The organism is Loktanella sp. IMCC34160 (assembly GCF_004145845.1).
Taxonomy (GTDB): Bacteria; Pseudomonadota; Alphaproteobacteria; order Rhodobacterales; family Rhodobacteraceae; genus SELP01.
Genome location: NZ_SELP01000003.1, coordinates 360,138 through 375,466, shown reverse-complemented (window position 1 = coordinate 375,466; position 15,329 = coordinate 360,138). Strand labels below are relative to the sequence as shown.

Below are 15,329 nucleotides of genomic sequence, written 5' to 3'. Positions count from 1 at the left end.
TTCGGGGCACCCTTGCCGCCGCAACAGCCGCCGCAGGCCGCTCCTCCGCCGCCCCCACCACCGCAGCAGCCTCCTGCCTATCCCCCGCAGCAACCGCAGTATCAGCCGCCACAGCAACCCGGATCGGGCCGCGCTGCACCGGTGAATGAACCGCCGCAAGGCTACGAGGACACCTGGCTTGGCGGGGCGCTCAATCCATTCCCAAATCAGGCGCCGCCGCAGCAGCCGCAATACCAGCCGGCCCCCCCGCCCCCGCCGCAGCCTGCCTATGGCCAGCAGCCGCTATATCAGCCGCAGCACGTGCAATCGGGAACGAACATGTTCCCCGAAGTGCCCCGCGATCCGCAGCCGCAGCAGGCGTCGGTCAAGCCGCGCATCGCATTGTCCGACGCGCTCAAGGGCACTGGTCTTGGCGCCGGCGGGTCCAGCAATCCACTGGTCGCGGCCGCGGCAAACCTTCTGATCCTGCTTGGGCGGCTTCGGACCGGGCTGGTCGAGATGCAGTCCGGCCCGCTGATCGACCACGTCACCCGGGAAATCGACCTATACGAACGCAACGTCCTTCAGGCCGGTGTTTCCCCGCAGGATGCCAGCGACGCCAAATATGCCCTGGCCGCGGCGGCGGATGACATCGTCCAGAACCTTCCGGGGGCCGACCGCGGCACCTGGCTTCAATATTCGATGGTTGCGCGGTTCTTTGGCGAACGGGACTCCGGCGTTGGCTTCTTCCGCAAGATGGATGCGGCGATGCAAGCACCGGGGCAGAAATTCCAGCTGCTCGAACTGATGCTGACCTGTCTTTCGCTCGGGTTCGAAGGGCAATACCGGACCAGTCAGAACGGCGCGGTCGAACTTTCCCGCGTTCGGGCCGCGATCTACGAAACCCTGCGCCGGGTCCAGCCGCGCCCGGATGATGATGTTTCCGTCAACTGGACGCCCGTCCCCCTTGGGCAGAAACGCCGCTATGGCGGAACGCCGGTCTGGGCGGTCGCCGCGATCGCGGGCCTGATGGTCGTCGCCCTTTTCGCAACCTTGTCGACACTGATCGCCCGGCAGGGGGCGCAGGTTCAGTCGGAAATTCTGGCGCTCCACGCCGGTCTTCCCGTGATCACAATCGAACGGACATCGCCGGTGGTCGAGGCCTATGTCGCCCAGTTCGATTCGACCCAGCTGGACCGCATCCGCGACGGGCTTGCCGATCAGATCGAGAACGGCCAGGTCGTCGTCGATCAGACCAACCAATATATCTTTGTCCGGGTTGGCGACGCGCTTCGGTTCCGGTCCGGTCGGGCCGAGCTTGAAAACGACTTTGCCGAACTGGCGGGACACATCGCCACCACACTTGACCCGGAAATCGGGCCGATCCGGGTCGTCGGCTATACCGACAGCATTCCGCCATCGGGCCGGGGCCGGTACAAGACCAACGAAGACCTTTCGCTGGCCCGGGCACAGACGGTCAGCGACATCCTGTCCCCCAACATCAGTGATCCATCCCGCATCCAGACCGAAGGCCTTGGACCCGTGAACCCGATTGCCACCAACGACACGCCCGAAGGCCGCGCGCTCAACCGCAGGGTCGAAATCATGATCGAGCGGGAGGGTGCCCAGTGAAGCTGTTTGGATTTATCCCGCTTCCCAGTCCGAGGAAGATGTTCAAGAAGGGTTGGTTCAAGAAGATCATGATCTTCATCGGCCTGATCGCGATCATCGCCGGGATTTGGATCGGATTCCCGATGACCGGGATCGAGATCATGGCCGAGGTCTGGCTGCGCGCCAGCATCATCGGTGCAATCCTGTTCCTGATTTTCTTGTCGTGGTTCATCAAATGGCGCCGCCGTCGCAAGGCCGCGAAGGCACTTGAAGCAGAGCTGATTCAGGAACCTGTCGGCGATGGAAAGGTTCTGGCCGAGCGCATGACCGAAGCGCTGGCCAAGCTGAAGAAGTCCGGCGGCAAGACCTATCTGTATGACCTCCCGTGGTACATCATCGTTGGCCCGCCGGGCGCAGGGAAGACGACGGCGCTCAAGAACTCGGGCATCGAATTTCCGGGGTCCGAGGGGCTGGGCGACGCAGTCGAAGGATTCGGCGGAACCCGCAACTGCGACTGGTGGTTCGCCGAAGAGGCCGTTCTGATCGACACCGCCGGGCGCTACACCACGCAGGATAGCGACGCCGAGGCCGACAAGGCCAGCTGGGACAGCTTCCTGTCCTTGTTGAAACGCGGCCGCCCGAACCAGCCGATCAACGGCGTGATCCTTGCCTTTTCGGTCGAAGACATGATGACCGGCGATGCCGAAACCGTCGCCCAACACGCCGAAACGGTTCGCAAGCGCCTTGGCGAAATCCACGACGTGCTCAAGATCGATTTCCCGGTCTACGTCCTGTTCACCAAGGCCGACCTGATCGCGGGTTTCCGCGAATATTTCAGTTCGTTCAGCATGTCCCGGCGCAAGGCTGTCTGGGGCGCGACCTTCCAGACAAAGGATCGGGATGCCCAGACTTGGCAACAGGTGGAATCCGAATTCGACAAGCTGGTCAGCCGCCTGTCGGACGAGGTCATCGACCGCATGAGCGAGGAACCGGACGGCGTCAGCCGGATTTCGGTGTTCGGCCTTCCCGGTCAGATGGCCCTGCTGCGCGGCAATATCACTGACTTCATGCGCCGGGTGTTTGAGCCGACCCGCTACAAGACCAACGCGATCCTGCGGGGGTTCTACTTTACCTCCGGCACGCAGGAAGGCACGCCGATCGACCAGGTCCTCGGCGCGATGGCCCGCAATCAGGACGATGGCGCTGGCTTCCAGCCGGCCTTCATGTCCGGGAAAGGGAAAAGCTACTTCCTGCATGACCTTCTGAAGAAGGTGATCTTCGAGGAAAGTGATTGGGTCAGCCATGATGCCGGGGCGGTCCGCCGCACGGCACTTTTGCGCACGATTGCCGTGGTCCTGATTACCATCGCGACACTTGGAGCGATGGCGGCCTTCGGCTGGAGCTTCTGGCAGAATGCCAACCTTGTCCGCACAGCACAGGCACAAGCGCAATCCTACTACGGTGATGCCCAGAACGAGATCCGGCGCGAGGTGATCGACGATACGGATCCTTCGCTGGTCATGCCCTACCTGCAGGACATTCGGCTGATGACGGCGGGCTACGGCGACGAGGTCAAGCCGGGTCTGCTTGAAGGCCTCGGGCTCGGCCAGCACCGGCGAATCAACAACGCCGCCGAACACGCCTATTCCGATGCGCTTGAACGGATGCTGCGCCCGCGCCTGATCCTGCACATGGAAAACGAAATTCCGCAGTTGATCGCGGATGCAAATACCGCAGCGATTTACCGCGCTCTCAAGGTCTATATCCTTCTCGGCGGACAGCAAAGCGGGGCCCCCGACGACGCGGCAATTCAGGCCTATTTCGCCGATGTCTGGCGAGAGCAATTTCCCAGCGCCGGACAATTCGACGAACGCGACCAGCTCGAGGCGCATCTTGCCGCGATGCTGGAACTGGACGACGACCTGACCACCACGATCACCATCGACCCGGAAATCGTCCGCTCCGCGCAAGAGGCCATCGTCAACCTGCCGCTGGCCGAACAGGCCTATGCCTCGATCAAGGATCGTGCCGTGACCTCCGGGATCGGCGATTTCAACCTTGTTGAACGGGTTTCCGGCCAGATCGACAGGGTCTTCGTGTCCGTTGACGGCACCCCGCTTGATCAGATCGGTGTGCCGGGGATGTATACCTTCCAAGGGTACTGGGGGTTCTTCCTGGAAGAACTGACCGCCGCGCGCCAGCGTCTGGAAGACGATCAATGGGTGCTTGGCGACGCGGCAACCCGGGTCGGTTACGAGACCCAGCTTGCCAGCCTCGAACGCGAGCTTCACCGGCTCTACCAGCGGGATTTCGAGGCCGAATGGACGGCAATGCTCGACAATATCACCATTGCGCCCTTGGCAAACGACTCGCCCCGCTATGACGGGCTCGCTGCCTTGGCATCTCCGGTTGGCTCGCCGCTTCTCGACCTTGTCGAAGCGGTGGACGAGGAAACCCGCCTGACCCGCCTTTACGACGCCGTCGAAGGGATGACCCCGGCGGAACTGGCATCTGGCGGGTTGGGTGACAAGCTGGGCGATGCAGCATTCAACCGGATGTATTCGTCATCCGGCACCTTCCAGCGCGTGCTTCTGGGCTGGCTGCAGGATGGCGCGAAATCGCAGAACCGGGCCGGCGGCGCCAGCGAGGATACGCAGCGGCGTCAGGTTGAACGGATCTCGGACAGCTTTGAAGGCTGGCACGTCCTGCTGCGCGGCGACCCCGGCGCGCGCCCGATCGACGCGCTGCTACGGGCCATCGGCGATCTGCGCGAAAACCGGCATCTGGCGGCAACCTCGCCAACGCCCATGGATGACACCATGCTGCAACAGCTGCTGTCGGCCCTGACCGTGAACAACACCTCTCTGCCGGAGCCTGCGGCGCGGCTGATGTCCGAGATCGAAGGCGAATTCCGCACGGTCGCACAGGACGCGACCATGGCGCAGCTGAACCGCGCCCTGAACGAAGACATCACCCAATATTGCCAGCAGTTCATCGAACCGCTGTTCCCCTTCGGAAACGGGCGGCACGTGGCATCGAACGTCTTTGGGGAATTCTTTGGGCCGGGCGGCCGGATGGACCGGTTCTATTCGACGAACCTGCAACCCCATGTCACCCGGACCCCCGACGGCCTGCGCCCTGTCCCCGGCAGCCCAATCGGCGAACGTCTGTCGACCAGCGCTCTGGCACAGTTTGACCGGGCCGAGGCGATCCGCGCCGCCTTCTTCTCGGGCACGCCGGAACCGGTGGTGTCGATGTTCGTGACCCACGTATCGTCCAGCCCCACGGTCGATCTGGCCCACCTCACGGTGAACGGTGGACAGGTTCAGACCCGTCCGGCAGACGCCCCCGCAGGCCTGATCTGGCCGGGCGAAGGCAGCGGTGTCAGTGTCGAGCTGTTCCCGGCCCAGCGTGGCCGCCCGTCGCGGCTTGATTTCAATGCCGGGCGCTGGTCCATCGTCGACTTCCTGCGTCAGGGTCGGGCCCGCCGGGATGGGAATGTCGTTCAGGTCACCCATGAAATCGGCGGCCGGACGATCACCTACCGGATCGAGTTCGACAGCACGACAGTTCCGTTCCTGATGCCCGAGTTGTTCGATTTCTCCTGCCCTGTCTCGCTGGACTAGGGGGGACAGGAAATGACATCGGTTTCGGTCGGGATCATGGGAAAACATCCGGGGTTCGGGGACTTCCTGCGCCACGGAATTTCCGATCCGGTGGCCGAAGGGCTGTCCAAATGGCTTGACGGGTCATTGCACAGGCTGCGCACCGAACTTGGCGACAACTGGCATGACTTTTGGGATCGGTCGATCACGCTTCGGTTCTGGATCGGTCGGTCCTTGTCCGGCGCAACACTTGCCGGGATACTCGTCCCGTCACGCGACAAGGTCGGTCGCCGGTTTCCCTTCATCCTACTGGCCGAAGGTATCGACCAACGCGCCCCTGTCGCAGACCCCGATCAGGGGCTTTACGACGCGTTTGAAGCGCATCATGCATCCATGCAACCCGGCACCACCGGCGCGGCGAGCCTGCTGGACGGGTTTGACCCTGTCGCCTTGGGCATCAAACCTGAATCCGAAGACCAACGCGCCGAAGGGCCCCTGATCTGGGCGCACCACCCCGACGGCGACCTGGACGCATTGTTGCGGGCCGCCGGTCCGGTGGACGCGACCCGCGGCGCCACGACAAGAAGCTACTGGTGGGCGCCCGCCCGGACCGAAGCCGCGCCCGCGATCTGGCTCGGTCAGGCGGGGCTACCGGACGCCGCTGGGCTAGGCTGGCTTCTGTCCGGCGGCGCCTATCACACCCCCATGCCACGCCAAGAGGACCAACCGCATGCATAGCACGGACTTCTTTGCCTTCCGGACAGGTCAGGCCACCGATGTGGGCCGCGTCCGAACGGTCAACGAAGACAGCTTTCTGTCGCGGCCCGAAGCCGGGCTTTGGGTCGTCGCCGACGGAATGGGCGGGCATGCCGCAGGCGATTTCGCCAGCCAAACCATCGTCCGAGAGCTGTTCTCCATCGGGGTTCCCGGTTCAGCCGAGGACATGCAGGCCCGTTTCATGGAACGATTGGGCCGCGCCAACGAACTGATCCTCGACCACGCTGCCGAACTGAATCAGGGAACCATCGGCGCGACGGTGGTTGCGCTTTTGGTAGATGGTCAGGACTATGCCTGCATCTGGTCCGGCGACAGTCGCATTTACCGGTTGCGCGACGGGGTTCTGGAACAGCAAACTCGGGACCACACCGAGGTTCAGGCCCTTCTGGACGCTGGTAGCATCACCCCGGAAGAGGCCGCCGTCTGGCCCCGAAAGAACGTGATCACGCGGGCCATTGGTGTGGCCGACGTGCCGGAATGTGACGTGATGGGGGACCAGCTTCGACTTGGGGATAAATTCGTCCTGTGCTCAGATGGCCTGACGGAACATCTGGACAATGACGACATCGCCCGCATCGTTGCATCGCGCGACCCGCAGGATGCCTGCGACCGGATGATTGAACTGACCCTTGAACGTGGCGCAAAGGACAACGTAACCGTCATCGTGATGCAGTGCCTGCCCCCGGTCGTCGATGCGGATGGGACCGATATTGAAGTGGACGTGACCGAATGACCGCCGGACCGGAAGACGAAGACAAGCCCGTCGCGCCGCAGCATCCCCCGGCCGCGCCCGAGGACGATGACCGAACCCGGATCGGGGGCGTTCCGCTTGCCGGTGGGCCGCAAGCGGTGGAACCGCCAGCCGATACCACAGTCCCCCCGGCAGATCATGGTCGCACCGCTCCGCCCGTCGCCACCCCGGAGGAGGATGACGACAGGACCCAGTTCGCCGCACCTCCAGCGGCCCAGCCGCCGGCGCCACCCGAAGACGATGACCGGACGCAGTTCGCGGGCCAGCCCCCGGCGACATCCGCGCCAAGCCAGCCACCGGCGCTGGAAGATGCCTCTGGCGATGATGAAAGCACCAGATTTGCGGGCGCTGAACCGGCACCCGTCGCCCCGTCTGCCCCACCCGCGGCCCCTCCCGTGCGCCGGGACGGCGGCGGCCCCACGGTCGCGGTCGGCACGCTGATCAACAACAACTACGAGGTCAAGGAAGTCCTCAAAGCCGGGGGGATGGGCGAAGTCTATCGCGGGGAAAACGTTTTCACCGGCGACCCGGTGGCGATCAAGGTCGTGCTTCCTGAATTGGCCGAGGATGAAAAGGTCGGGCTGATGTTCATGCGCGAGGCCCGGACACTCAGTCAATTGTCGGACGAGGCGATCGTTCGCTACTACAACTTTGTCAAAGACCCGGAAATCGACCGCTACTGCCTTGTGATGGAATTCATCAAGGGCGTGCCCCTGTCGGACTACACCGCGCAGAACGGGCCGATTTCGACCGATGCGGCCTGGACCCTGCTGCGGCGTCTGGCCAAGGGGCTGGAAAAGGCGCACGGGCGTGAAGTGATCCACCGCGACCTGTCGCCCGACAACGTCATGCTTCCCGACGGTATCGTGGCCGAGGCATTGCTGATCGACTTTGGCATCGCGAAATCCAACGTGGTCAAGGAAGGGACCATGGCCGGTCAGTTCGCGGGAAAATTCAAGTACGTCTCGCCCGAACAACTTGGTCACTACGGCGGTGACATTGGCCCCCGAACAGACATCTACGGCCTTGCCCTGCTCATGGCCGCTGCGCTTTTGGGCAAACCGCTGGATATGGGCGGGTCGATCGTCGAAGCGGTGCAGGCGCGTCAGGCGATACCTGATCTCTCGGCCCTGCCTGAAGAGTTCCGCCCGATCCTTGCCTATATGCTGGAACCAGATCCGGCGAACCGTCTTCCGTCGATGGCCGACGTCGTGCGGATGGTCGATTACCCCGAAGAAATCCCGCAGCAGTACTTCGGCGACCTTCCGGTTCCACCCGGCCGCGGATCCACGACATCGCGGGGCGGTCGTCTGACAACAGGGATGCGGCAAAGCATTGCGCCCGCGTCCATCACGGTCAGCGGCCTGCAACAGCCGCCGACGACAAACACCGTCAACCCAAGCGTCACCGGCAGCGCCAGCCTGCCGCCCGCCCCCCTTCCGAAAAAAGGTGGCGGCGGCGCGCTTGGTCTTCTTGGCATTGTCTTTCTCGCCATTATCGGCGGCGCGGGGTATTACGCTTGGTCCGAGGGGCTGATTGGCGGCATCGCGCCTTCGACAGAGACCGCGACGGCCACCGAAGAGGCACAGGCATCCGCCGGGCTACCCCCGCTGGAAGAGAATACACGCGAAGGATTTCTGGCCGCGCTGGATACCGGGCCCTGCACCTATGCGGCGCGGGTTTCGGCGGGGCCCAACCTTGGGATGGTGCAAGGGTTCGCAACGGACACATCGGCCTTTGCCGGTCTCCCCACCGCATATGAAGAGAAGTTCGGCGCCCGGCCTGCGATCCTCGAAAGCCAGATCACGCCCGAACAATGTGCCGCCCTGGCTTTGGCCAAGGGGCTTCAGGGACGCGGCCTTGACCAGATTGCAATGGTTCTGGATGGGGCCGAGGTGGAAAGCGGCCAACCGATCAACGGCCAGATCACCGACCGGCTTGGGCGGAACATCTGGCTCGTTCTGATTACGCCAAAGGGTGGGGTCTATAACCTCACCGGGCGTCTTTCCGCAGCGCAGGGGGAACGACGCAGTTTCCGGTTTGGTCTGTCGCTGGCCGAAGGGGCAGAGGCCGCTCCGCAGCTCTTGCTTGCCATCGCCACACCAGACCCCTTGGTCAATGCGGCGGCGGCGCGGGATGGCGCAGATGCATCGGCCCTGTTGCCGCTGATCTTTGACGAGATCGCCAATGGGGATGGGCAGGGGGTCGCGGCACTGTCGCATATCCTGCTAACGCCACCTGCCCCCGAACCCGCCCCGGAAGAAGACGCAACGGAAGAGACCCCCGCCGAGGCCGACCCACAATAGGGTTATCTAACGTCGAAGGTCGAAATCGCGATATAGGCGCCATCCGCCAGATCGCCGGAAAGGCCGGAAAACACGTCCTCGGCCAATTGCCCGTTGCGTTCGCGGATATCGGTCGGGGGCCGCAGCGTGCCCAGGGCGAGAAGGATCTGGCTGGTATCGCGCGGTGGGCCGTTGCGGGTCACCGGCACGTCGAACCGCGCAAGGTTACCCGAGAATGACATAAACCGTTGCAGGTCCTGCACAACCCCGTTGTCGTCCACCAGCAAGAGCGTGATGTAGCGGCCCGATCCCCCCCGCAGAACGCCCGTCAACCGTCCGCCCGATGCGATTTCAAGGTTGTCGATCCGCAGACCCATGCGCGTCGCCGGGTAATCCACATTTTGCCGGATATAGGTCAGTGCAGCGCATTGGCGCGGATCAACCAGCGTCCGGGTCTGGCGAATGTCGGCATCCTCGGCGGTCAGAACACCTTGGGCGAACTCCTCCATCGCCCCATCCCGGGCGGAAATCATTGCAAGCCCGACGCCGTCCGTCCCATCCCGACGCGGCAGGGCGATCAGGCAGGGATCGGAAAGGGCAGAGCGAATCCGCTGAATCAACTCGCCGATTGCCAGGTCCTGTTCAGATGGTGGCGCGGCTGTTCGTGTCGGACGCTGCTGGTCCTCTGCCGGGCGCGGCGGCGGCGCAGTTGAAACCGCTGTCACGGTCTCGGTCGTGGCAGGCGGGGCGGCGGCGATCACCTCAGGCTCTGGTCCCGGTGTCGGTGCGATTGGGGCCGCAACAGGTGCTGTGGCGGAAATGGTTTCCCGTTCGGCGATGATAGGAGACGCCGCAACGGTTTCCGGCAGGATCGGGCTTAGGTCGGGATCGTCCAGCGGGACCGGCTCTGCGATCACCGGCTCGGGGGCGACCGGTTCTGGCGCAAGAACCTCTGGTTCCAACGGCGCAGGCGCTTCTGGTTCTTCGACAGGGGCGGCCGCGATGGTTTCAGGTTCAAGCGCATCTGGCGTCTCGGGAACCAACTCTTCCGGCGCCTCTGCCGTCAACTCTTCGGCGGGCGGTTCCTCAGGAACTTCCGGCTCGGGCTCCTCGGCGGGCGCTGCGGCAACCTCCTCTGGCTCAAGGCTCTCGGGGTTGGTCCCGTCGTCAACCTCCCCGTCGGCCCCTGCAAGGCCCTCTTGTTCCAGAATCCCAGCCAGCGTATCGGCGTCCAGCCGTTCAAGGGTCACGACAAAGGACACATCCTGTGCCTGTTCTTCCTTGGTAAAGGCATCGGCAAAAGCCCCCATGAACCCGGCCACGGCCGCGGCGTGGACAGCGCCCGACGCGACATAGGCCAGGGTCCAGCCACTGAACGATCCGCGCCCATAGGGAAGAAAGCTCATTCCGCCTCTCCCCGGTAGTGGATCGTGACCAGCTTGACCTCGACCGTCGACAATTCCGGCCGCGCGAGCAGGTCAATCAGCTGCGTGGCGGGGGAATCCTTGGGGATCAGCAGGTGAACACGGGATTGATTGGCCAATGCCGGGCCCAGAAGCTCCGGCGCAATCGGTTCGCCGTCCAGTGACAACGACCCATCCGCATTCACGATCAAAAGCGGCGACGGCAGGATTTCGACCGGCAGCTCCTCGGTCTCGGACAGTTCGACGCCAAAGCTGGGCGAATTCAAAAGCTGCCCCGTTGCGAGAAAGAACAGGATCAGAAGAAGCACGATATTGACGATGAAGAAGGAGTTATCGACCTTCAGCCGGTTCGCGTCCGGGGGGAGAACCTTGCGCAGCGCCATGTCAGATCGCCCCTGTCGAGACCTGGACGGACGCCACATTGGCGGCCTGAAGTGCCTCCAGCACGGTCGCAACGTCCTGAACCTGCGCCGTGGTGCGAACGACAAGGATGACATCGGCCGGGGCCGACGGTGTGCCCAGCGCCCCGGCCAGAGCGGACAGGGCATCAAATCCGAAAGACTGGCCGCCGACCAGAACCGAACCGGCCTCGATCGTCCAAAGCGCGACATCGCCCGGCTCTGCGGCCTCCTCTGGCAAGTCCGAGGCGGTCGTTTCCTCGCCCGGGGCGGCCTGTTCGTCCGACACCTGAGTCGCGGTTTGCAGGGTCAGCAGGGAATAGGGGGTCAGACTGGACGACAGCATGAAGAAGATCAGCAGCTGAAACATCGCATCCGCAAGCGGCGTCAGGGCAAAGCGGTAGCTCCGCTTGCGCACCGGCAGATTGAGGCGCGAGTTCCCCGACATGTGCGCGCCCTAGCCCAGACGGGCGTTCGGATCGACCCGCCCGTGGATCGCGGCAGAGATCACCGCTTCGATCAGGTTGCGTTCCCGATCAATCTGACCTTCGAACCATGTTGCGATGAAGAAGGAAAACAGCGCGATGCCCAGCCCGACGGCAGTGGTTGTCAGCGCCGACCAGATGCCACCTGCAAGACCGGCGGGGTCAACCGCCCCTTCGGACAGGGACAGGACGCTGAAGGCGTCGATCATCCCAATGACAGTCCCAAGAAGGCCCAGCATCGGCGCCGCCTGCACCACCATGTCCAGAAGGCGCATACGCTCGGACATCCGGGCCAGTTCGATGATTGCAGACTGGCGACCCAGTTCTTCGGCATAGGCGGCATCGCCGGGCCGGGATTGCAGGCCCGAGAACACCGACTGCAGCACACGCGCCAGAACCGACCGTCGCCCCGCCGCTTCGCGGATCGCATCATCGGGCCGTCCCGACAGCCAGCTTTCAAGGATTTGATCCGCCGCCTTCCGCCGACCGACACCGAGGCGCGCAAACTGAACGGTCTTATAAAGACCGACCGCAACCGCAATGAAGGACAGGCCGGCAAGAGTGACGAAGATGGCCACGGTCGCCGGGTTGAACAGGTCCAGAGGTAAGGATTCGAACAGGGATGACATCGGTCAGGCTCCGATCACGGGGCCAAAAGCCCCAACTTGAGGGCTTGGATCAAATACCGAACTGAATCGCAGTTCGGGAACTGGCAATGAGATTTGACAGGCAAAAGTCCGACTCGGTGCCATCCGCGAGCGTACAGGCCGCCACGTCGTTCACCACGATCCGCGAGATCGACGCACAGCTGCTTTCGGCCAGATCGAACTGGAGAATCTTGGTCTTCCCAGCGACAAGAGACCCGAATTCCAGAACCAGAAGGCGGGTCACCGCACCCTCGGCATTGAAGATGCCCACCTCATAGGCCGTCCGGTCGAAGGCCTGGTCTGACTGGTTGGTCGCGACGTAAGTCAGGCGGCAGCTGCCCGCGGTGGTATCCGCCGCCGCGTTCAGTTGCAGATCAAAGCTGGAATCGTCTTGTGCGATGGCTGCGGTCGTGCTTGCGGCAAGGATGCCAGCAAAAGCCAGCGCCCGCGTCAAACCATGGGAATATTTCGACATTTGGCCCCCCAATGAATTTAGTCTGGCAATAATTACAATGCCATTTGGGGGGGAACGGGACGTTCAAGTCAACTGGTAGTTAGCGAAAAACACCAAGAAGCCAGAGCGACTGCAACGCCTGCTCGCCATTCGGGCCAAGCGGGTACGGTGGCGAGGGATAGGTTGCCGAACCTGACGCTGGTGCATTCTGCGTCACCTGAACGGGCTGGTCATCAACAGCGCCATCCTGCGGGATCACTTCCTCGCCGTGAAGCCCAAGAACCGCAACCGAAGCAGGCACAAGCACCTCGTCAATCGACAGCGGCACCGTCAGCTCACTCTTGTTCTCTGTGACCGATGCGGTAACGCGGCGCAAAGCAACGCCCTCGCGGGTGGTCTGCGCATCCACGGAAATCGGGCTTTGGCCAAGGGGCTCGAACATCGATGCATGCGCAACAGAAAGTCCAAACGAACCCGCGACGGAAAGGCCGATACCGGCGACTGAGAGAAGCAAAATGCGTTTCATGGCCTTAATATAGCAGGACTCAACCAACTTTTTTAGAGGGAGCAGTGTCACAGTTATACGTATCGGCGGATTTATGTGACCGATTTCCCACTTCGCAAGGGCCCAATCTGCGCATAGTCTGACAAAGCCAGAGTGAAAATGACCTATGCCGAAAACCAACTTAGCCTATGTAATATCTTGCATAATTGTGCTTTTCGGCACCTGTGTCAGGGCTGAATTCGCCGTGTGCAACCAGACATTTGACGTGGTCAACGTGGCAATCGGAAAATTTGATGAAAATGTGTTGGAAACCTCGGGTTGGTGGACGATTGGCCCGAACCAATGTGCAAACGTGATCGATGAGGAGCTTTCTGTTCGTTACGTCTATGTTTTTGCACAGGACGTCTTTGGCAAGATTGTTCTTTCTGGCGCGACTCGGATGTGTGTTGCGCCCGACAAGTTCGAAATCCGGGGCGAGGGCGATTGCATCGTGCGCGGCTTCATCGAAGCGCCCTTTCACGAGGTCGACACCCTGCGCACCGAGCGATGGACATTGTTCCTGACACCACCGCCATCAGGATAGGGAGCTGTAGGGGCGCGGACTACTCTAACCTTGTGGCGAATGGCTTCCGGCCCGCCAGACCCTATGACCCCGACGCGCTTTCGGTGCTGTATGACGATCCCCGCCTGATCCGGGCAGGGCAACCCGGAACGCTACGCCATAATCAGCTTTGACAGTGAGCGCGAAAACGTTGGCGCGGCCGGTTGGAACGACACCTCGGGGACCACCCACTCCTTCATAATAGAAATCAACTAACGATTGAGAGTCCGTGGTGGACAAGACAGGCCCCTTTGCCGTGTGATACCCTTGAGACGATTCATCGATTGGACATCTGCGCGTGCGTTTTTTCAGATCAGCTTTTCTAGGTGCCGTCCTTCTGTCCAGTGCCCTGCCCGCACTGGCACAGGATTGGTCGGTTCTGGTGATCGGAAATCCGTCGCGCAGCGCCCCCTCGGCCTTTGCAGACAGTTTTCATGCCTCTGAAGCACTCGGCGCCGCGGGTCTTGGACCGGTATCGCTGCGCCGCGAACTCGGCGCCGATGCCATGGCAGGCGCCATTTCGGACATGGCCGGTACGCCCCGTGTCATGATCTACTTCGCAGGGCCGATCGCCGTGCAAACCGCCGGTCCGATCCTGATGGGGCAAGGTGGCGGCGACGCGCGGTCGGCGGTTGGCGGATTGCTGTCCTCCTACGCGGCGGCGGGAACAACGGACGTTGTTTTGCTGATCGAAGATTGCGCGGGCAGCCCCGGCATGGCGGGACGGATACAGTTTCCTGACCTGCCAGCGGGCCTGTCGCTTTACATGGCGGCCACAGCGGGGCCCGACGGCACCTGCGAAGCGGCGAATGGACGCCTGACAGATCGGCTGACCAACGGTGCCGAGGCGACATTGCAGGAAAGACTGGCGGGCCTTTGGGTCGGGGTGGACGCGCTTGCGCCGGTCCCGATGACAGCCGAGAGCGCCCCTGCCGAAACCACAATCACATCTTCTGACACGGTTTCGATTGCGGCCACCGGGGACGACACCAGCCTTCTCGTCACGGTCGATACAGGGCCGGTCGTCGACACGGACTCTCCAATTGTCAGTATCGTCGGCGACGACGTTGTCTCGCTCTCGCCAGTAATCGAACCTGTTTCGTCGTCCGAGGTCGTCAGCGCGGCACCGACAGCGCGGGATCTGACCGTGGTTGACGACAACACCGTGATCTTCGTCGCCCCGCCCGCCGCGCAGATTGCCGCCCTGCCCGTGGCTGCCGGGCTGCCGACACCCTCGATCATCATCGGCATCATCGAGGGGCAGGAGGCCAGCTTTGAGGTGATCGACGACGCGGCCGCTGGCGACGTGAATTCCAACGAGGTCACCTTCGACAATCTCGAAGCGCGGCGCGCCCTGCGCGATTCCGACCCCGACTTGTTCCAGACGCTCGTCGCAGGTGGCGCCTTTGACCCGCCCGACGTCGAACTGGCACGCGTGCTGCAAACGGAACTGGCCCGGATGGGGTGCTATACCTCGTCCATCGATGGCGTCTGGGGCAATGGAAGCCGCGCGTCGGTCGACCGCTACTTTGCCGAAATTGACGGGCTGGACCCGGTCAATCGCGAACCGACGGTCGACCTGTTCCGGCAGATCATCCTTCAGGACGAAATTGAATGTCCGGCGCCGGTCGCGGCGGCCCCTGCCCCGCGGGCAACCAGTTCCGGCAGTACCCGCACGGCACAGCCCGCCCCGCGCCCGGCACCTGCCCCCGCACCGGCACCGGCGCCCGCGCCTGCCCCCTCGGGTGGCCTCAGCAATTCGAACCTTGGCGGGGTCTTCCGTTGATATGATCCGGAACCGGGGCCC

At 63.0% G+C, this 15,329-nt stretch carries 13 protein-coding genes; 7 read left to right on the top strand and 6 right to left on the bottom strand.

Features of this window, described 5'->3' with window-relative positions; genetic code table 11:
* Positions 1-318 precede the first annotated feature (318 nt).
* From icmH to EU803_RS10010, 5 genes are read left to right on the top strand one after another with little or no spacing between them, the layout of a single operon-like run.
* Complete coding sequence (gene icmH, locus EU803_RS10030) at positions 319-1,611, top strand: type IVB secretion system protein IcmH/DotU (RefSeq protein ID WP_277985705.1); 1,293 nt, start codon at positions 319-321, stop codon at positions 1,609-1,611.
* 38 nt (positions 1,612-1,649) lie between these two features.
* A complete protein-coding gene (gene tssM, locus EU803_RS10025) occupies positions 1,650-5,216 on the top strand; it encodes a type VI secretion system membrane subunit TssM (protein WP_129682346.1) in 3,567 nt (1,188 codons plus the stop codon).
* A 12-nt stretch (positions 5,217-5,228) separates the two neighbouring features.
* The gene (gene tagF / locus EU803_RS10020; protein ID WP_129682344.1) at positions 5,229-5,933 is read left to right on the top strand and encodes a type VI secretion system-associated protein TagF; all 705 of its coding nucleotides are present in this window, start codon (positions 5,229-5,231) and stop codon (positions 5,931-5,933) included.
* On the top strand, positions 5,926-6,705 hold the full coding sequence (locus EU803_RS10015; RefSeq protein ID WP_129682342.1) for a protein phosphatase 2C domain-containing protein: 780 nt from the start codon (positions 5,926-5,928) through the stop codon (positions 6,703-6,705). Before tagF ends, EU803_RS10015 begins: the two co-directional genes overlap by 8 nt.
* Entirely contained in the window at positions 6,702-9,029 is a 2,328-nt protein-coding gene (locus tag EU803_RS10010; protein ID WP_129682340.1) for a serine/threonine-protein kinase, read from the top strand. The genes EU803_RS10015 and EU803_RS10010 overlap by 4 nt, the downstream gene beginning before the upstream one ends.
* Positions 9,030-9,031: 2 nt before the next feature.
* Here EU803_RS10010 and EU803_RS10005 read toward each other — a convergent pair whose 3' ends face one another.
* The 6 genes from EU803_RS10005 to EU803_RS09980 form a co-directional block, all read right to left on the bottom strand.
* Positions 9,032-10,414, bottom strand: coding sequence for a serine/threonine protein kinase (locus EU803_RS10005; RefSeq protein WP_129682338.1), 1,383 nt, complete (start codon positions 10,412-10,414; stop codon positions 9,032-9,034).
* The gene (locus EU803_RS10000) at positions 10,411-10,815 is read right to left on the bottom strand and encodes a biopolymer transporter ExbD (protein WP_129682336.1); all 405 of its coding nucleotides are present in this window, start codon (positions 10,813-10,815) and stop codon (positions 10,411-10,413) included. The genes EU803_RS10005 and EU803_RS10000 overlap by 4 nt, the downstream gene beginning before the upstream one ends.
* Position 10,816: 1 nt before the next feature.
* The gene (locus EU803_RS09995) at positions 10,817-11,278 is read right to left on the bottom strand and encodes a biopolymer transporter ExbD (RefSeq protein ID WP_129682334.1); all 462 of its coding nucleotides are present in this window, start codon (positions 11,276-11,278) and stop codon (positions 10,817-10,819) included.
* 9 nt (positions 11,279-11,287) lie between these two features.
* Positions 11,288-11,944, bottom strand: coding sequence for a MotA/TolQ/ExbB proton channel family protein (locus EU803_RS09990; RefSeq protein WP_207209185.1), 657 nt, complete (start codon positions 11,942-11,944; stop codon positions 11,288-11,290).
* 49 nt (positions 11,945-11,993) lie between these two features.
* Positions 11,994-12,437, bottom strand: coding sequence for a hypothetical protein (locus tag EU803_RS09985; protein ID WP_242494335.1), 444 nt, complete (start codon positions 12,435-12,437; stop codon positions 11,994-11,996).
* Between the two features lie 79 nt (positions 12,438-12,516).
* Entirely contained in the window at positions 12,517-12,942 is a 426-nt protein-coding gene (locus tag EU803_RS09980; protein ID WP_129682332.1) for a hypothetical protein, read from the bottom strand.
* 187 nt (positions 12,943-13,129) lie between these two features.
* Between EU803_RS09980 and EU803_RS09975 the strand changes: the two genes are divergently transcribed.
* Together EU803_RS09975 and EU803_RS18875 are read left to right on the top strand one after the other, a co-directional pair.
* The gene (locus EU803_RS09975) at positions 13,130-13,504 is read left to right on the top strand and encodes a DUF1036 domain-containing protein (protein ID WP_242494334.1); all 375 of its coding nucleotides are present in this window, start codon (positions 13,130-13,132) and stop codon (positions 13,502-13,504) included.
* A 316-nt stretch (positions 13,505-13,820) separates the two neighbouring features.
* Positions 13,821-15,308 carry a hypothetical protein gene (locus tag EU803_RS18875; RefSeq protein WP_129682328.1) on the top strand — a complete coding sequence of 496 codons (1,488 nt, stop codon included), beginning with the start codon at positions 13,821-13,823 and terminating at the stop codon, positions 15,306-15,308.
* Positions 15,309-15,329 lie beyond the last annotated feature (21 nt).